Annotated in this window: 17 protein-coding genes; 8 read left to right on the top strand and 9 right to left on the bottom strand. The window is 74.9% G+C overall.

The genetic code is table 11. From position 1 onward, the window contains the following. Window positions 1-2 precede the first annotated feature (2 nt). The gene (locus tag ACWIX6_RS12285) at window positions 3-797 is read right to left on the bottom strand and encodes a glycerophosphodiester phosphodiesterase (protein WP_448612711.1); all 795 of its coding nucleotides are present in this window, start codon (window positions 795-797) and stop codon (window positions 3-5) included. Window positions 798-1,014: 217 nt separating this feature from the next. Here ACWIX6_RS12285 and ACWIX6_RS12290 point away from each other — a divergent pair, with 217 nt between their 5' ends. Further along, window positions 1,015-1,323 (top strand): hypothetical protein, encoded by a 309-nt coding sequence (locus tag ACWIX6_RS12290; protein WP_448612712.1) that lies wholly within the window; start codon window positions 1,015-1,017, stop codon window positions 1,321-1,323. Window positions 1,324-1,416: 93 nt separating this feature from the next. On the opposite strand, the gene ACWIX6_RS12295 is transcribed toward ACWIX6_RS12290, so the two are convergent. The 4 genes from ACWIX6_RS12295 to ACWIX6_RS12310 all read right to left on the bottom strand — a co-directional run bounded on the left by ACWIX6_RS12295 (window position 1,417) and on the right by ACWIX6_RS12310 (window position 5,034). Beyond that, window positions 1,417-1,674: a hypothetical protein gene (locus ACWIX6_RS12295; RefSeq protein ID WP_448612713.1), complete on the bottom strand. Its 258-nt coding sequence runs from the start codon at window positions 1,672-1,674 to the stop codon at window positions 1,417-1,419. Window positions 1,675-2,241: 567 nt separating this feature from the next. Continuing rightward, window positions 2,242-3,159, bottom strand: a complete 918-nt coding sequence (locus ACWIX6_RS12300; RefSeq protein ID WP_448612714.1) for a DMT family transporter — start codon at window positions 3,157-3,159, stop codon at window positions 2,242-2,244. A 142-nt stretch (window positions 3,160-3,301) separates the two neighbouring features. Continuing rightward, window positions 3,302-4,102, bottom strand: a complete 801-nt coding sequence (locus ACWIX6_RS12305) for a hypothetical protein (protein ID WP_448612715.1) — start codon at window positions 4,100-4,102, stop codon at window positions 3,302-3,304. Continuing rightward, window positions 4,099-5,034, bottom strand: a complete 936-nt coding sequence (locus tag ACWIX6_RS12310; protein WP_448612716.1) for an ABC transporter ATP-binding protein — start codon at window positions 5,032-5,034, stop codon at window positions 4,099-4,101. Before ACWIX6_RS12310 ends, ACWIX6_RS12305 begins: the two co-directional genes overlap by 4 nt. A gap of 140 nt (window positions 5,035-5,174) precedes the next feature. Between ACWIX6_RS12310 and ACWIX6_RS12315 the strand changes: the two genes are divergently transcribed. Next, window positions 5,175-6,458, top strand: coding sequence for a histidine kinase (locus ACWIX6_RS12315; protein ID WP_448612717.1), 1,284 nt, complete (start codon window positions 5,175-5,177; stop codon window positions 6,456-6,458). Continuing rightward, window positions 6,455-7,159, top strand: coding sequence for a response regulator (locus tag ACWIX6_RS12320; RefSeq protein ID WP_448612718.1), 705 nt, complete (start codon window positions 6,455-6,457; stop codon window positions 7,157-7,159). Before ACWIX6_RS12315 ends, ACWIX6_RS12320 begins: the two co-directional genes overlap by 4 nt. 4 nt (window positions 7,160-7,163) lie before the next feature. Here the strand turns inward: ACWIX6_RS12320 and ACWIX6_RS12325 are convergent, their stop codons facing one another. Further along, window positions 7,164-8,600, bottom strand: coding sequence for an alkaline phosphatase PhoX (locus ACWIX6_RS12325; RefSeq protein WP_448612719.1), 1,437 nt, complete (start codon window positions 8,598-8,600; stop codon window positions 7,164-7,166). A 127-nt stretch (window positions 8,601-8,727) separates the two neighbouring features. Between ACWIX6_RS12325 and ACWIX6_RS12330 the strand changes: the two genes are divergently transcribed. Continuing rightward, window positions 8,728-9,435, top strand: a complete 708-nt coding sequence (locus ACWIX6_RS12330; RefSeq protein ID WP_448612720.1) for a M50 family metallopeptidase — start codon at window positions 8,728-8,730, stop codon at window positions 9,433-9,435. A gap of 275 nt (window positions 9,436-9,710) precedes the next feature. Here the strand turns inward: ACWIX6_RS12330 and ACWIX6_RS12335 are convergent, their stop codons facing one another. Together ACWIX6_RS12335 and ACWIX6_RS12340 are read right to left on the bottom strand one after the other, a co-directional pair. Further along, window positions 9,711-12,080 carry a glycoside hydrolase family 65 protein gene (locus tag ACWIX6_RS12335; RefSeq protein ID WP_448612721.1) on the bottom strand — a complete coding sequence of 790 codons (2,370 nt, stop codon included), beginning with the start codon at window positions 12,078-12,080 and terminating at the stop codon, window positions 9,711-9,713. Continuing rightward, on the bottom strand, window positions 12,077-12,808 hold the full coding sequence (locus ACWIX6_RS12340; protein ID WP_448612722.1) for an HAD family hydrolase: 732 nt from the start codon (window positions 12,806-12,808) through the stop codon (window positions 12,077-12,079). The genes ACWIX6_RS12335 and ACWIX6_RS12340 overlap by 4 nt, the downstream gene beginning before the upstream one ends. Window positions 12,809-13,073: 265 nt before the next feature. On the opposite strand from ACWIX6_RS12340, the gene ACWIX6_RS12345 reads away from it, so the two are divergent. Next, window positions 13,074-13,610, top strand: a complete 537-nt coding sequence (locus ACWIX6_RS12345; RefSeq protein ID WP_448612723.1) for a YbhB/YbcL family Raf kinase inhibitor-like protein — start codon at window positions 13,074-13,076, stop codon at window positions 13,608-13,610. 75 nt (window positions 13,611-13,685) lie between these two features. Here the strand turns inward: ACWIX6_RS12345 and ACWIX6_RS12350 are convergent, their stop codons facing one another. Beyond that, the gene (locus ACWIX6_RS12350) at window positions 13,686-14,510 is read right to left on the bottom strand and encodes a GNAT family N-acetyltransferase (protein WP_448612724.1); all 825 of its coding nucleotides are present in this window, start codon (window positions 14,508-14,510) and stop codon (window positions 13,686-13,688) included. A gap of 103 nt (window positions 14,511-14,613) precedes the next feature. On the opposite strand from ACWIX6_RS12350, the gene coaA reads away from it, so the two are divergent. The 3 genes from coaA (at window position 14,614) to ACWIX6_RS12365 (ending at window position 17,213) form a co-directional block, all read left to right on the top strand. Then, window positions 14,614-15,576, top strand: a complete 963-nt coding sequence (gene coaA / locus ACWIX6_RS12355) for a type I pantothenate kinase (protein WP_448612725.1) — start codon at window positions 14,614-14,616, stop codon at window positions 15,574-15,576. A gap of 215 nt (window positions 15,577-15,791) precedes the next feature. Next, the gene (locus ACWIX6_RS12360) at window positions 15,792-15,983 is read left to right on the top strand and encodes a DUF5999 family protein (protein WP_448612726.1); all 192 of its coding nucleotides are present in this window, start codon (window positions 15,792-15,794) and stop codon (window positions 15,981-15,983) included. An 87-nt stretch (window positions 15,984-16,070) separates the two neighbouring features. Next, window positions 16,071-17,213: a serine hydrolase gene (locus ACWIX6_RS12365; RefSeq protein WP_448612727.1), complete on the top strand. Its 1,143-nt coding sequence runs from the start codon at window positions 16,071-16,073 to the stop codon at window positions 17,211-17,213. Window positions 17,214-17,265: the final 52 nt, after the last annotated feature.

Genomic DNA, 17,265 nt, shown 5'->3' on the forward strand with positions numbered 1-17,265 from the left:
GGTCACGGCTGGTCCGCCGGTTCCGTCCCGGTCCACTGACCCCGGGCCCTCAGCACGTCGCGCAGCATCGCCGGCCGGTCGGTCATCACGCCGTCCACGCCGAGGTCCAGCAGCTCCTCGGCCTCGGCCGGGTCGTCGACGGTCCACACGTGCACCTGCAGGCCCCGGGCGTGGGCGGTGGCGATGAAGCGCTCGTCCACCAGCGGTCGCCCTCCGAGCTGCAGCGGCACCTGGGCGCAGCCGGCCTGGATGCGGACCAGCCCGGCGGCCCGCGGCGAGTACGACGACAGCCGCAGGGCGGCCACCCCGCGGGGCCCCAGCGAGGTGCAGACCCCCGGGCCGAAGAGCCGGCGGGCGGCGGCCAGCCGGGCGTCGGAGAACGAACCCAGGCAGATCCGGTCCTCCGCCCGCAGCCGGCGGACCGTGCGCACCAGCGGCGCCAGCACCCCGGCGGCCTTGATGTCGAGGTTGAAGCGGACCTCCGGCCAGCTCCCGAGCAGCTCCTCCAGCCCGACGACCGGCTCGCGCCCGCCGATCAGCGCGCTCCGCACCTCCCGCCAGGGCAGCTGCTCGACCCTCCCGGTCCGGTCGGTCACCCGGTCCAGCGTCGGGTCGTGGAAGGCGACCAGGACGCCGTCGGCGGTCACCCGGACGTCGGTCTCCAGGTACCGGTAGCCCAGCGCCAGGCACGCCTCGAAGGCGGGGAGGGTGTTCTCCACGTGCTCGATCGCGCCACCGCGGTGCGCCATCGCCACCGGTGTCGGGCTGTCGAGGAAGGCGTAGCGCGGGCCCGGCACCCGCGTCACGCTAGTGCCGGTCGCTGGGCGGCCTCGCGGGGACCCCGACGTGCCCGGACCCGGGTCGGGCCGTCGTGTTGGGCGTGTCCGACCGGACCTGTCGGGGTCTCCGTCTACCGTCGCGGACGTGGCTGCAGAGACCGGCGCGCCGCCCCGTACCGCCTCCCGGACGCGGCGGGCCGACGCCGAGGACAGACGGTGCGGATGGTGCCGCAGCGTGCTGCCGCCCCAGGAGACGGTCGGCCGGCCACGGCTGTACTGCGGCCAGGCCTGCCGGCAGCGCGCCTACGAGCAGCGCACGGCGACGGCGAAGGCCGGGCTCTCCGACGACGTCGTGCTGGTCACCCGCGCGGAGCTCGACGGCCTGCAGGACCGGCTCTACCAGTTGCGCTGCGCCATCGAGGACGTGCAGACGCTGCTCAACGAGAAGCCGACCAAGGCGGAGCTGGAGCGCTCGCTCGCCGACCTCGTGCGGTCCACCGGCCGGCTCGACCGGCTGTGGCTGTCCGGCCGGTCCGCCGGCTGACGTACGTCCACCCGCCTGGTTCCGTCAGTGTGACGGAACCAGGCGGGTGGACGTGGTCTCGTGGGGGAGGGGTGCCGACCGCTCGGCCGGCGACTACCGGTTGCCGCCGTCGCTCTCGCCCTCGTCGCGCTCGCTGTTGCTGTTGTCGTCCGGCGCGTTGTCGCTGTTGTCGGGCAGGTTGCCCTGAGAGGGGTCGGTGTCGACGGCGCCCGAGGTGTTCTGCGCGTCGTCGCTGCTGTCACCGTCGTTGCGGTCCAGGCCGCTCGGGGATCCGCAGGCGGTCAGCGTGGCCGGCCCGCCGAACAGTGCGAGAGCGGTGAACAGGGCAACCACCGGACGTCGGATCCTCATGGGCCCAGCCTACGAACGGTCCGCCGTCGTCGCCCGTCGAGCCACCCCGACCAGGCCGCTTGCGTCACAGTGACGTAATCACGGAGGTGTCGGTGGGTCCGGGCGAGAGGGGTCGTGGCGGCCGGGAGCTGACGGACGGGGTCGTCCACCCGGTTGCGGAGGTCGACCGGCCGGGTCGTGGGAGGTGGGGAGACCGCCGGACGGCGAGCCGGCGGGTCGGCGGCTCAGGGACCCGGGAACGGCGCCGGCGCAGCGACAGCGACCCGGGAACGGCGCCGGCCGGCGGTCGGGTGCGCGGCGCGGACGCCGGACATGCTGGTCACGTCAGCTCGCTGCGGCGGCGGCACGATGCCGACGACAGCCGGACGTGGATGGCCGTCGGTGGTCGACCGAGGCGGACGCTGCACCACCTGGACGCGTCCGGACCCCGAGCACGCCGCGTGGTGACTTCCGACCGCGGATCGTCCGCGGATCGGCCGGTCGTCCACCCCTTCTCCGGCCGGTGGATCGTGCGCCGATAATCGACATTATGTCAAGTAGCGGAGCGGAGGGCCCCTCCGGGTCGGCTCACCCGGCGATCGGTGGGATGGCGCCGTGCACCGGCACGTGGTCGACCTCGGCGCGCTTGACCTCGATGACGGCGCTGCGCCGGGCCAGCACCAGCACTCCCACCGTCAGGCCGATGACGCCGACGGCCTGACCGATGTGCATGAGCAGCCCGGGCGCCAGCTCCTCGCCGTACACCGGGCCGGCCAGCCCGACGGCGACCAAGGGCTCCAGCACGGCCATCACCGGCAGCGACTCGATCAGCGCCCCGGACTGGTAGGCCCACTGGGCGAAGACGATCGACGTGGCCCCGGTGGCCAGCAGCACGTACGTCGTCCAGGAGAACAGCCACTCCCCTGGCGACCGGGCCACCACGTCCTTGACCAGCAGGCCGGTGATCCCGAACCCCAGGCCTGCGGTGACGGCGAGGGCCAGTGCCCGGTGCGCGGCTCCGGGCCGCCGCGCCCACAGCGTGGCCGCCGTGGCGATCACCACGAAGCCGGCGAGGCACGCGGTGAGCGCGTCGGCGCGGGCGAAGCCGGGCACGTGCCGCGGCGCGGCCGAGAGCACGAAGACGACGAGCGCCACCACGACGGCGGCCGCGGCGACCCACTGCCCCCGGTCCGGCAGCGGGCGCCCGGGGTGCCGGCGGTCCACGAGCGCACCGAGGGCCAGGGACATGACCAGGCCGCTGGACAGCAACGGCTGGACGATCACCACCGCACCGTGCCGCAGGGCCGAGGCGTGCAGCAGGAACCCGGTGAGAGCAGCCGCCTGACCCGCCAGCCAGCCGCGGTGGCTGATCAGCGCACCGATCAGCCGGAAGACCTTCCCCGTACCGACCTTCTGCCCCGCCGACGTGGCGGCCCGGTGCTGGACCACGGTGGAGACGGCGAACATGCAGGCCGACAGCAACGCCAGGACGACCGCTGTCAGCACCGGCGCACCCCGTCGGTGGCCGGCCGGACACGGCAGCGCCCCGGTCGTGAACTGCTCACCGAGTGATATCAACACACCCGGCCCGGGCGCACCCACCGGGGCCCCGATCGGGGCCCCGGTGGGCGTCCGCGGACCTCGGCGGTCAGGTGATCTCGGTGCGCCGGATCCGCAGCCAACCGAGCACGAGCGGCAGCAGCAGCCACAGCGCGACCGAGGTGCCCACCTGGGCCCAGCCCTGACCGCTGAGCCGGCCCTCGTACATCGGCAGCGTCGTCGTCGACAGGTCCAGCCAGTCGCGCACCCAGTCCAGCGCGGCCACGGTGTTGACCAGGATGGTGAACACCGTGGGCAGGACGAAGTACAGGACGATGGCCAGCGGCGAGCTGAGCAGGAGCATCCCGAACGCCACCCCGACCAGCACGGTCAGCACCTGGACGAGCAGCACCTGGCCCAGCTGCGCGGCGCTGAGCTCCCAGGCCGCGTCCAGCCCGGTGACGGCCGGGACGAACGCCGTCGCCAACGCGGAGGCCACCGCACCGACGGCCACCCCCAGCAGGCCGAGCACGACCCCGGCCAGCACCTTGGCGGTCAGCACCCGGGAGCGGTCCGGCACCAGGGCGAAGGTGGTCAGCGCGGTGCGCTGGGACCACTCGCTGGTGACCAGCAGGATCCCCAGCACCGGCAGCAGCAGGCCCACAGGGAGCTGGCTGAAGCCGAAGAAGTAGCCGAAGCTGCCGTCGACACCATCGTCGAAGACCAGTTGCAGTCCGGCGACGAGCATCGTCCCCAGCACGATGACGACCAGCAGCCAGTAACCGGCGCGGGTGTCCGCGGACTTGCGCAGCTCCACCCGGAGCAGCTGCAGCAGCCAGGGCGCTCCGGGCGCTGGACCGGTACCCGGCCGGGCGCCGACTGCGGACGGGACGACGGTCGCGGTGCTCATGCCCGGGCCTCCTGGACCTGCTGGGCGGCCGGGACCGTCCCGGCCGGGACGGTGTCCGACGCTCCGGTCAGGGACCGGAAGAGCTGCTCGAGGCCGCCGCCGTCGGCCGGACGGAGCTCGAGCAGCACGACGCCGGCCGCGGCGGCTGCCCGCCCGACCGCCTGCGGATCGGCCTCGGCGACCAGCGCTCCGCCGGCTCCCGGGGCGCTGGGGATCCCGGCCCGGGCCAGCGCGGAGTCCAGGGCCGCCGGGTCCTGCGCGCGGACCACCGTGCCGGAGGCGCTGAGGAGCTCCGCCTTGCTCCCCTGGGCCACGATCCGGCCGCCCACGATCACCACCAGCTGGTCGGCGACCGCCTCCACCTCGTGCAGGAGGTGGGAGGACAGCAGCACGGTGCCCCCTCGGTCGGCGAAGCCCCGCAGCAGGCCGCGCATCCAGAAGATGCCCTCCGGGTCCAGCCCGTTGGCCGGCTCGTCCAGGACCAGCACCTCGGGGTCGCCCAGCAGCGCGGTCGCCAGGCCCAGTCGCTGGCGCATCCCCAGCGAGTACTGGCCCACCCGCTTGCCCGCCGGGCGGCCGGCCAGGCCGACCAGCTCCAGCACCTCGTCCACCCGGCGCCGGTCGACGCCGAGCAGCATCGCGGACAGCAGCAGCGTCTCGCGTCCGGTCCGGCCGGCGTGCTGCGCCCCGGCGTCGAGCAGGACGCCGACCTGCCGCCCGGCGTTGGGCAGCTCCCGGTAGGCGCGGCCGCCGACCGTGGCGGTGCCGCTGGTCGGGGTGGCCAGGCCGCACAGGGACCGCAGCGTGGTGGACTTCCCGGCACCGTTGGGACCGAGGAAGCCGGTGACCGTGCCCGGCGCGCAGCCGAAGGTCACGTCGGAGACGGCGAGCTGGGTGCCGTACCGCTTGGTGAGGTGCTCGATGGCGATCATGCCGATGAGCCTGCTGGGGCCGGCCGGCCGTCCGCATCGGCCGACGGGCTGCTGCTGCGAGCCGAAGGTCTCCCCCGACACGGTCAGCGGTAGACCTTGGTCGGTACCGATCGGCCCCTCCCCTCTCCTAGCCTCCAGCTGTGCGTGCCGCCATCCGTCCCCGCCCCCCCGGCGTCGAGCACCCCTCCCTGGTCCCGGCGCAGCTGCTGGCCGACCTGGAGGCCGACTGTCCCGACCCGGCCGGCGGTGCCGGGTCGCCGCGGCGGCGGGTCCGCCGGTCGGTGCGCGACTGGGTGGTCGACGTCACCGTCTTCCTGGCGGCCCTGCTGTTCGGTGCCGTCGCGGTCGGTGTGGCGCTGTCCGAGCCCACTCCTCCCCCGGACCCGCTGGTGGCCGCCGACGTCCTGTTCGGCACCCTCGGCTGCCTCGCCCTCTGGCTGCGGCGGCGCTGGCCGGTCGGAGTGGCCGTCGCGCTGGTGCTGGTGGGCACGTTCTCCGACATGTCCGGTGGCGCGGTGCTCGTCTCGCTGTTCACGGTCGCGGTGCACCGGCGCTGGCCGGCGCTGCTGGCGGTCGCCACGGCCAGCGTGGCCAGCTTCGCCGCCTACGTCGCCCTCCGGCCGGTCGAGGGCATGCCGGCACCGGTGTTCTTCACCCTCGGTGTGGCCCTGACCGCCGCGGTGGTCGCCTGGGGCATGTTCGTCCGGGCCCGCCGCCAGCTGGTCCGGTCGCTGCAGGACCGGGTCGTGCGGGCGGAGGGCGAGCAGCGGCTGCGCGTCGACCAGGCCCGGCACCTGGAGCGCACCCGCATCGCCCGGGAGATGCATGACGTGCTGGCGCACCGGATCTCGCTGCTGAGCATGCACGCCGGCGCTCTGGAGTTCCGCCCGGACGCGCCACCGGAGGAGGTGGCGCGCGCTGCCGGGGTGGTCCGGGCGAGCGCCCGGCAGGCGCTGGAGGACCTCCGGGAGGTGATCGGCGTGCTCCGCGACCAGCCGGACGGCGCCGCCAGCACCCGGCCCCAGCCCACGCTGGGCGACCTGCCGGCCCTGGTCGAGGAGTCCCGTGCGGCCGGGGTGCGGGTGAACGCCGAGTACCGGGTGGCCGACCTCGGCTCCGCGCCGGCGGTGACCGGCCGGACCGCCTACCGCGTGGTCCAGGAGGGGCTGACCAACGTCCGCAAGCACGCCGGCGGCACGGTGGCCAGCGTCGAGGTCTCCGGTGGCCCCGGGGACGGGCTCACCGTCCAGGTGGGCAACCCGCCACCGGTGGGCGGCGACCACCCCGCACTGCCCAGCGGCGGCACCGGGCTGGTGGGCCTCCTCGAGCGGGTGAGCCTGGCCGGCGGGAGCCTGGAGCACGGCTGGACGCCGTCGGGCGGGTTCCGGCTGCGGGCCTGGCTGCCCTGGCCGGCCGGGGCGTGACCCGCTCCCCTGCGGCCGAGGACTCCCCCGCCGCTCCGGTGCGCGTGCTGGTCGTCGACGACGACCCGCTGGTCCGGGCCGCGCTGGCCATGGTGCTCGGTGGTGCCGACGGGCTGTTTCTCGCCGGCGAGGCCGCGGACGGCGACGAGGTGCCGGCCGCGGTGCAGCGGTGCTCCCCCGACGTCGTCCTGATGGACGTCCGGATGCCCCGCGTCGACGGCCTCACCGCCACCGAACGGCTGGCCGCCCGCCCGGGCGGACCACTGGTCATCGTGCTCACCACCTTCGACGCCGACGCGGCGGTGCTGCGGGCGCTGCGGGCCGGCGCCAGCGGGTTCCTGCTCAAGGACACCCCGCCGGCCGACATCGTGGCCGCTGTCCGGCGGGTCGCCGAGGGCGAGCCGATGCTCTCCCCCGCCGTCACCCGTCAGCTGATGGCGCACGTCGCCCGGCTCGACCCCGCCGGCGCTCCGGACGAGGGCCGCCGGAGCCGGGCGAGGCGGCGGCTGGACGAGCTCAGCGAGCGGGAGCGCGACGTCGCCCTGGCGGTGGGCCGGGGGCTGTCCAACGCCCAGATCGGCGCCGAGCTGTACCTGAGCGTGGCGACGGTCAAGGCCCACGTGTCCCGGCTGCTCACCAAGCTGGAGGTGGCCAACCGGGTGCAGATCGCGCTGCTGACCCACGACGCCGAGCTGACCTGAGGCCTCACACCACCTCGCGGAACGGCCCCTGGATCGCGAAGACGTACCCCGGTCCCTGCAGGTTGGCGAAGAGGGTCCGGTTGTCCGCGGAGAACACCGGGCCGCAGAACTCGACGTCGGGGTCCTCGTCCTCGCTGCGGGCCAGGAAGAAGGTCTCCCCCTCCGGCGACGCACCCAGCAGGTGCTGCCGGCCGTCGCCGTTCTCGGCGATGATCACGCCGCCGAACGGGGACACGGTGATGTTGTCCGGGCCGTCGGGGTCGGTGTCCTGGTCCTCGGTCGCGGCGAACAGGATCTGCAGGGTGATCGTGCCCTCCCGCGGGTCGAGGAACCACACCTGTCCGTCGTGCTCCTCGGGGCTGCCGTCGTCCTCCGGTCGGGCGTAGGAGGACACCACGTAGGCGCCGTCGTCGGCCCACCACATGCCCTCGAGCTTGCGCCCGCGGGTCACCTCGTCGTCCTCGAACTGCTCGCGGGTGGACTTGTCCTCGGCGTCCCGGTCCGGGACGGGCACCCACTCCACCCGGTAGGTGGTGCCGACCTCGGTGGCGGCCGCCAGGTGGGGCACGTGCTCGCCGTCCTCTGTGGTGGCGCGCATCGCCTCCAGCTCGCCGTCCTCCGGGCCGAGACGGCGCAGGCTGCCCTTCCCCAGCGGGAGGGCCTCCGGCGGCGGCGTGTAGCGGTAGACGAGGCCGTGCGGCCCGCCGGCGTCCTCGGTCTGGTAGAGCCGCTGCTCCTCCGGGTCGACGACGACGGCCTCGTGCGGGAAGCGGCCCAGCGCCTTGATCGGCTGGGGGTCGAGGTTGGCCTCCTGGTCGAACGGGTCGACCTCGAAGACATAGCCGTGCGGCTCGCCCAGGACCTCCTCGGTCTCCTCGCAGCTGAGCCAGGTGTCCCACGGCGTGCGGCCGCCCGCGCAGTTGGTGCTGGTTCCGGCCAGGCTGACGTACTGGCTGACCCGGTTGCCCTCGGCGTCGATCACGATGGTGGTGGTGCCCCCGTTGGCCCTGCGGTCGTAGACGAGCCCGTCGGGGTGCGGGACGGGGTAGGCCTCGTCGCCGCCGACCTCGTGGTTGCAGATCAGCACCGTGCCCCCACCGGGCCGGGCGAAGGCCGCCGCGCCGTCGGGGTCGGACGGCGAGACCTCCCCGTCGTCCATCAGGGTGACGCCCTCCTCGGCCACGATCCGGTAGCTGAAGCCCTTGGGCAGGGACAGCACGCCGTCGGGGTCCTTGACCAGCGGCCCGTAGCCGACGGTCCGCTCGCTGCCGCCGAAGAGCGCGGTCATGGTGCCGGCCAGGGCGACGCCCACGCCGGTGGCCGCGGCCGCGCCGATGAACGCCCGGCGGGACAACGGCCGGCGACCGGCGGACTCCTCCTCGGCTGCGGCGTCGGGGGTAGCGGTCGGCTGGGGTGCCGACGGCGGCTGGATCTGACTCACGAACACTCCTCGCTGGCGCTCGTCGGGGCCACGCAACCGGGCCCGGCGTCTGCGCCTCCCGGGCCCGTCGGTGCCCGTGGGGTTGACTCAGGTCATCCTGACCCAGTCTAACGAGGAGGCCCGCACGGTGGAGTCCTCTTCCCGGTTGCTGGAGCGGGTCGGCGCCACCGCTCCCCCACTGCCGGCGGGATGGCTGCTCCTGTGCGCGCTGGCGGCCGCCGTCCTGGTGCTGTCCCCGGTCGCCTGGCGGCGCACCCGGCACGCGGTGACGATCGCCCACGAGGGCGCCCACGGACTGGCCGCGCTGCTCACCGGCCGGCGGCTGGCCGGGATCCGGCTGCACTCGGACACCTCGGGGCTGACCGTGTCCGCCGGCCGGCCCACCGGCCCCGGGATGGTGCTGACCAGCGCGGCGGGCTACACCGGTCCCGGCCTGTTCGGGCTGGGCGCGGCGGCGCTGCTGGGCGCCGGGTACGCCGCCGGTCTGCTGTGGGCGCTGCTCGGCCTGCTGACGCTGCTGCTGGTGCAGATCCGCAACTGGTACGGCCTGTGGTCGGTGCTGGTCACCGGCACCCTCGTGCTCGCCGCCACCTGGTGGCTGCCGGTCCAGGGGCAGGCGGTGTTCGCCCACGTCGTCACCTGGTTCCTGCTGCTGGCCGCACCCCGCACCGTGCTGGAGCTGCAGTCCAAGCGCCGGCGTCCCGGCGGCGCGCCGGACTCCGACGCCGACCAGCTCGCCCGGCTGACCGGCCTGCCCGGGCTGGTCTGGGTCGGGCTGTTCCTGCTCGTGGACGTCGCCGCCCTCGTCCAGGGCACCCGCTGGCTGCTCGGCTGAGCGAGGACCCTGCTGCGGGACCTCGCCGCTGCTGCCCCAGCGCCCGAAGGGCGCTGCCTTCCAGTGATCTCGCGTCGTCTGTTGGGGATAACGGACAAGTGAGATCCCACTTCGAGCGGGGTGGCCCCCCTGCAGGGGCCCGACCGCGAGCTTGCGAGCGGTTGGGGGGCAGGGTCAGGCCCCGTCCCGAGGCTCGGCCCGAGCCTGCGGGGTGGCCCCCCTGCAGGGGCCCGACCGCGAGCTTGCGAGCGGTTGGGGGGCAGGGGGGTCCTTCCTCAGTCGCTGTCCGGGCGGCTGCGGCGGCGTGGCTGCGCGTGCGGCGGCTGCTCCACCGGGTCGACCGCCGGGGCGGGCGGGATGTCCAGCACCAGGTCGACGTCGCCGATGGTGACCTGGCGGCCGTGGTGGTGGATGTCGAGCGGCTCGCCGTCCAGCAGCTGGTAGGTGGCCTTCTCCCCGGTGACCGTGACGTTGAGGCGCCGGCCCTGGTAGACCACCCGGAAGGCCAGCCGGGTGAGTCTCTCGGGCAGCCGCGGGGCGAAGCTCAGGGTGCCGTGGTCGCGCATCCCGCCGAACCCGGCCACCGCCGCGGTCCAGCCGCCGGCCAGCGAGGCGATGTGCAGCCCGTGCCCGGAGTTCTGGTGCAGGTTCTGCAGGTCGGTCAGCGCCGCCTCGGCCCAGTAGTCGTAGGCCAGCTGCAAGTGGCCGGTCTCCGCGGCGACGACCGCCTGCTGGGCCGCCGACAGCGAGGAGTCCCGGACGGTGCGGGCCTCGTAGTAGGCGAAGTCGGCGATCTTCTCCTCGAGGGTGAACGCGTCCCCGCGCAGGTGCAGCGCCATCACCAGGTCGGCCTGCTTGATGACCTGCTTCCGGTAGATCTCGAAGTAGGGGTAGTGCAGCAGGAGCGGGTAGTTCTCCGGCGGCGTGCCGGCGAAGTCCCACTCCTCGTGGTGGGTGAAGCCGTCGGACTGCATGTGCACGCCCCGCTGGGTGTCGTACGGCACCGCCATCAGCGCGGCCGCGCGCAGCCAGGTCTCGACCTCCTGGTCGGTGACGCCGAGCCGCCCGGCGACGTCGGGCTGGCGGGCGACGGCCGCGGCCGCCTCGCTCAGGTTCCGCTGCGCCATGAGGTTGGTGTAGACGTTGTTGTCCACCACCGCGGTGTACTCGTCCGGCCCGGTCACCCCGTCGATCCGGAAGCCGTGCTCGGTGTCGAAGTGGCCCAGGTCGGCAAACAGCCGTGCGGTCTCGACCAGCAGCTCGGTGCCGTAGTCCCGGTCGAACGCCTCGTCGAGGGTCGCGTTGTAGTAGCGGGTGACCGCATCGGCGATGTCGGCGTTGATGTGGAAGGCAGCGGTCCCGGCCGGCCAGTAGCCGGAGGTCTCCTCCCCGCGGATGGTCCGCCACGGGAACGCCGCCCCGGGGTGCCCGAGCACCCTGGCGCGCTCCCGGGCCAGGTCCAGGGTGGAGTGCCGCCAGCGCAGCGCGTCCCGGGCGGCGTCCGGCGCGGTGTAGACGAGGACCGGCAGGACGTAGGTCTCGGTGTCCCAGAAGGTGTGCCCGTCGTAGCCCGGCCCGGTGAGGCCCTTGGCCGGGATCGGCTGGCGTTCGGCGCGCAGACCGGCCTGCAGCACGTGGAAGATGCCGACCCGCACGGCCTGCTGCAGCTCGTCGTCCCCGTCGATCTGCACGTCGGACTGCGCCCAGTGCGCGTCCAGCAGTTCCCGCTGTTCCCGCACCAGCCGGTCCCAGCCGGCCAGCTTCGCGGTGGCCAGCCCACCCTCGACCTGGTCGCGCAGCGCCTCGGTCGAGCGGCGGGAGGACCACCCGTACGCCAGGTACTTGACCAGCCGCAGGCTCTTCCCAGCAGGCAACCGCGCGGCCAGCGTGTACCGGGCCAGGTCGCCGGAGGCCTCGACGTCCTCGGTCGACGAGTCGGGGATCTCGACCTGGTGGTCCATCCCGGCCGCCATCCGCAGCCTGCTGCGCTTGGTGCGGTGCACCAGCACCGCGTGCCGGCCGCGGCACACGGCCATCTCCGACAGCAGCGGCTTGGCCAGCGCCGCGGACGCCCGGGGGTCGTCGTCCGAGCCCGAGCCCTCGACCAGCTGGTTGGCCAGCAGGTCCGACTGCAGGGCGATGTACAGGTCACCGCCGTTGTCGGTGCACTCCACCGAGTACTCGATGGCCGCGATCGACCGGCGGGTCAGCGAGACCAGCCGGGTGCTGGTGACCTTCACGGTGCGGCCGTTGGGCGAGCGCCACTCCGTGGTCCGCCGGAGCACCCCGGCCCGCAGGTCGAGGGTGCGCCGGTGGTCGATGATCTCGCCGTAGGCCAGGTCCAGCGGGGTGTCCCCGACCAGCAGCCGGATCAGCTTGCCGTCGGTCACGTTGACGACGGTCTGCCCCTGCTCCGGGAACCCGTAGCCCGCCTCGGCGTAGGGCAACGGACGCTCCTCGAAGAAGCCGTTGAGGTAGGTCCCGGCCACCACGACCGGCTCGCCCTCCTCGAGCGTGCCCCGCATCCCGATGTGCCCGTTGGCCAGCGCGAACACCGACTCGTTGACGGCCAGCGACGACATGTCGAGGCCGATCTCGGTCAGGGCCCACCGCTCGACCGGGAAGTGCGTGCGGCCCTCGGTCACCGCCCCTCCCCCAGCAGCTCGTCGAGGTCCTGCACGACGACGTCGGCGCCGCGCTCGGCCAGCGCGGCGGCCTGGCCGACCCGGTCCACCCCCACCACGTAGCCGAAGTCCCCCGCCCGGCCGGCTGCCACCCCGGACAGGGCGTCCTCGAAGACCGCCGCCTGCGCCGGCGGCACGCCCACCGCCCGCGCTCCGGCGAGGAAGGTGTCCGGGGCCGGCTTGCCGCGCAGCCCCTCCCGGGCCGCCACCAGGCCGTCGACCCGCACGTCGATCAGGTCGGCGAAGCCCGCCACCTCGATGACGTGCTGCCCGTTGGCGGAGGCGGTCACCACCGCGGTGGCGAGGCCCGCGTCCCGGGCTGCCCGGAGGTACCGCATGGAGCCCTCGTAGACCTCGACGCCGTGCTCGTCCAACTCGCGCAGCACCTGCTCGTTCTTGCGGGCGGCCAGGCCGTGCACGGTCAGCGCGTCCGGCGGGTCCCCGGCTGTCCCCTCGGGCAGGGTGATCCCGCGGCTGGTCAGGAAGTCCCGGACGCCGTCCATCCTGGGTTTGCCGTCGACGTGCTGGTTGTAGTCGGCGAGGCTGAACTCCCGCTCCCCCGGGTGGTGCGCGCGCAGGAACTCGTCGAAGGTGCGCTTCCAGGCGGCCTGGTGCACCTTGGCCGTCTGGGTGAGCACTCCGTCGAGGTCGAACAGACACGCGCGGACGGAGTCGGGGAGTCCCAGCACGCCGGTGACGCTACGTCGCCGGGATGCCGCTGACCTGTCGAGCGGGCGTGCCGATGCGCGTTGGTGACCTGCGCCCGAAGGGCGCGCCGCTGTACAGCGGTCGTGCCCAGCCGACAGTCCTTGTGCAATGTTGGGGATAACGGCGGAAGTGGGTTCGGACGAGGTCGACCGGGCGGCTGCCCGCCGGCGTGCCTAGGGTCGGCGGGCATAGCGGCGCCGCCGCCCCGGCCCAGGCCGGCCCGAACGTCCCCGAGGAGGACCCGGCATGGCCGGACGCCCCGTCCCACCCGATCCGTACGAGTTCCTGCCGCAGGTCCCGGGCTTCACCCTCACCAGCACCGACCTCCGCGACGGCGAGCCGCTCGACCAGCCCCTGGTCAGCGGCAAGATGGGGCTGGACGGCCAGGACCGCTCCCCCCAGCTGTCCTGGTCGGGCTTCCCCGAGGAGACCCGGGGCTTCGCGGTGACCGTCTACGACCCGGACGCGCCCACCGGGAGCGGGTTCTGGCACTGGGCGGTCAGCGGCATCCCCGCCTCGGTGACCGAGCTGCCCAGCGGCGCGGCCGACGGGGGTCTGCCCGAGGGGGCGGTCCAGCTGCGCAACGACGCCGGTTTCGCCGGCTTCGTCGGCGCCGCGCCCCCGGCCGGCCACGGGCCGCACCGGTACTTCGTGGTGGTGCACGCCCTGGACACCGACGACCTGGGCGTGCCGGCCGACGCGACGCCCGCGTACCTGGGCTTCAACCTGTTCGGGCACACGCTGGCCCGGGCCACCCTGGTCGGCACGTACGAGGTGCGCTGACCCGCCGACCGGTCGGCACCGCGGCCCGCGGTGCCGACCGGTCAGGCCCGGGAGGACGGCGTCGTGGGGACGGCCTCAGGGGGACGGGCGCTCGGCCAGGCACGAGGTGCCGACCCGGGCGAAGCCGATCCGCTCGTAGACCCGGGCGACGTCGTCGTCGCCCGCGGAGAGGAACACCAGCTCGGCGGTCTGCCGGGCGTGCTCGACCAGCGCCGAGGTGAGGCCTGCGCCCAGGCCCCGCCCACGGAAGCGCGGCATGGTGGCCACCCCGACGATCTCGCTGACCTCCCGGCCGTCGACGTCGACGGGCTGGTGGGAGCCGACGGCCACCGGCTCGCCGTCGTCCACGGCGACCATCATCACCGTCCGGCCGGAGGTGACCCGCTCGCGCAGGACGCCGGTCGGCGGCGGCGGTGCGGCCGGTCCGCCGGCCGGGGCGGGGGCGGTTCCGGCGCGGACGGCGGCGCCGGCACCCGGGGTCGCGAACGCCAGCTGGGTGAGCAGCTGGTACTCGGCCAGCGAGGGGTCGTCCCCGCCGACCAGGTAGAGGCGGACCTCGGCGGGCAGCAGCACCTCGACCGGGTCCACCGACACCAGCAGCGGCAGCTCGTCGACCGCCAGGCCGGCACTGCGCGCCACCCCGGCCAGGCCGCGGCAGCGCTCGCCCAGCCACTCCACCGACGCCGGCAGCCCGGCGCCCTCCTGCAGCTCCACGGCGGCCCGGACGTCGTCCACCGTGACCTCGCCCTCGAGGCCGTGCCGCGGCCGCGCCGGGTACGGCCACTCGGGCGAGCCGATGGGCACGTCCAGGGGCCCGACCCGGTGCACGCGCGCATCCGGCAGCGGGGCCAGGGTGAAGTAGCGCTCGATCTGGTCGAGCAGCCCGGGGCGGGACGGCACGGATCAGACCCTAGACGCCGGTCGCGGGCCTGGAGCCCCTCCGCGGCCCGTGCCCACCCCGCCGGGTGGGGCGGCCGAGGCCGGCGCAGGCACAGGCGGCACGATGGGCGCCGTGACCGTCGGGACGCGAGCGCAGGTCTCGCCCTTCGCCGCGTTCGACCGGGCTTCGTGGCGCGCGCTGGCGGCGGGCTCGACGCTCCCGCTGGACGCCGCCGACGTGGGCCGGCTGGCCACCCTGGGCGACCGGATCGACCTCGACGAGGTGGCCACCGTCTACCTCCCCCTCGCCCGGCTGCTGGACCTGCACGTCGGCGCCAGCCGCCGGCTGTGGGCCGCCCAGACGGAGTTCCTCGGGGCGCGCACGGAGAAGGTGCCGTTCGTGATCGGCGTCGCCGGCAGCGTGGCGGTCGGCAAGAGCACCACCGCCCGGCTGCTGCAGGCGCTGCTGGCCGCCGGGCCGGGCACCCCGCGGGTCGACCTGGTCACCACCGACGGCTTCCTGCTGCCCAACGCCGTGCTGGAGTCGCGGGGCCTGCTGCAGCGCAAGGGCTTCCCCGAGACCTACGACCGGCGGGCGCTGATCCGCTTCCTGGCCGACGTCAAGTCCGGCCGGTCCGAGGTCACCGCCCCGCTGTACTCCCACCAGGCCTACGACGTGCTGCCCGGCGAGCGGCAGGTGGTCGACTCCCCCGACGTCCTGGTGCTCGAGGGCCTCAACGTGCTGCAGGCCGGCGGCGCGGCCGGTGCCCGGGTGCCGGAGGTCTTCCTGTCGGACTTCTTCGACTTCTCCGTCTACGTCGACGCCGGCGAGCACGACATCGAGCAGTGGTACGTCGAGCGGTTCCTGGCGCTGCGCCGCACCGCCTTCCAGGACGCCGCCGCCTACTTCCACCGTTTCGCCGCCCTCACCGACGAGGAGGCCACCGCGGTGGCCCGGGACATCTGGGCGACCGTGAACGGACCCAACCTGCGGCGCAACATCGCCCCCACCCGCTCCCGCGCCCGGCTGGTGCTGCAGAAGGCGGCCGACCACTCGGTCCGCCGGGTGCTGCTGCGGAAGCTCTGACGGGCGGATCCTGGGCCGGCGGCGTCCGGTCGGCGTCGACAGCCGCCCAGCCCGCACCTGCGCTCTTGGCAGGACTTGCCGAGAGCTGGGTCACGACCTGGTGCACTCCCGCCCGGGACCACCCTCCCGGACCCGGCGCACACTCGGACCGGACCGCACGGATGCGGCCCGTCCGTGCTCCGGGTCCGCCCCGGGGCTGACGAGGAGAGACCCCCATGTGCTCCCACCCGAACCGCTGCCCCGACGCCGCCGCCGACGACCGGGTGCTGGCCACCCCGGTGAGCCGGCACCCCGAGCAGGGCTGGACGCTGCTGTGCAACGGCGTCGTCCTGTTCGACGACGACGGCGAGCTGCTCCCCGACGGCCGCGTCGTCCTCACCCGGCGGTGGCAGCTGGCCACCGCCTGATCACCCGGACGGGGCAGATCCGCTGCTCCCGACCCCCCGGACGCCGACCGGTCGGTCGCACACAGCCAGAGGGTGCATCCTGGGGTGGTGATCCGGCCCGGTCCGCGCTCCGCGGCAGGACTGCGCCCGCTGCTCGCGGCCGCCCTGGTGGCGTTGGTGATCGTCGCCGGGGCGATCGTCCGGGCGACGGTCGACGCCGGCCCGACCGACACCGCCGAGGCCGGTGCGCACAGCGGGTCCGTGCCGGGAGCGGCCGCACCGCCGGCGTCCGCGGACGCCCCGGAGCCCTCCACCGGCCCGACCGACCCGGCGGACGACCCGGCGGACGACCCTGACGACGGCCGGGACACCGCAGGGGGTGACGGCGGGGGGACCTCCCCCACGGTGCCCTCGGACTCGCCTCCGGCGGGGCCGGCACCGTCCGGCTCCCTGCCCGAGGAGGCGGCCCGTCCTGGCCGGTCCGGGGGCGAGGAGTCCGCGCCCGGCCCGACTCCGGCGGCGCCGCCGGCCGTGGACACCCCGGCCGTCCTGGCGGCGCTGGCCGAGGCCGGCAGCCGGGCGTCCGGCACCGTGGAGGCCGTCGTCCTGGGTCCGGACGGCGGGGAGCTGCTGGCCAGCCCGGGAGCCGGCGACACCCGGTGGACGGCGTCGCTGTCCAAGACACTGCTGGTCTCCCAGCTGCTGGACCGCGACGGCGGGCCCGTCCCCGCTCCCGAGGACCTGCGGCTGGTGGAGCGGGCGCTCACCTCCTCCGACGACTCGGCGATGAACACGCTGTGGACCCGGTTCGACGGCCCGGCGCTGCTCGGTGAGGCGTCCGCCGACTACGGCCTGACCGGCACCGGCGCCCCCGCCGACCCGTCCCAGTGGGGCGAGGCGACGACCACCGCCCGGGACTACGCCCGCTTCCTGCACGGGTTGGAGGACGCCCTGGACCCCGCGGCGTTCGCGTCGGTCACCGGGTGGCTGCGGTCGGCCACCCCCACGGCCGCCGACGGCTTCGACCAGACCTTCGGGCTGCTGTCCGACGCCGTGCGGGCCGGCGGACCGGTGGCGGCCAAGCAGGGCTGGATGTGCTGTGTGGGCGGCCGGCGCCAGCTGCACTCGGCCGGCTGGCTGGACGACGGCCGGGTGGTCGTGCTGCTCGGCGACTTCCCCTCCTCCGCCGGCTGGGCGGCCGCCCACGGCGCGCTGGACGCCGCCGCCCTGGCGGTCGTCACCGGCACCTGACCGGCCCCTCCACAGGGGCCCACCGCGAGCGTGCGAGTGGTGGGGGGCGGAG

The sequence above is a fragment of the Modestobacter sp. URMC 112 genome (assembly GCF_053502575.1).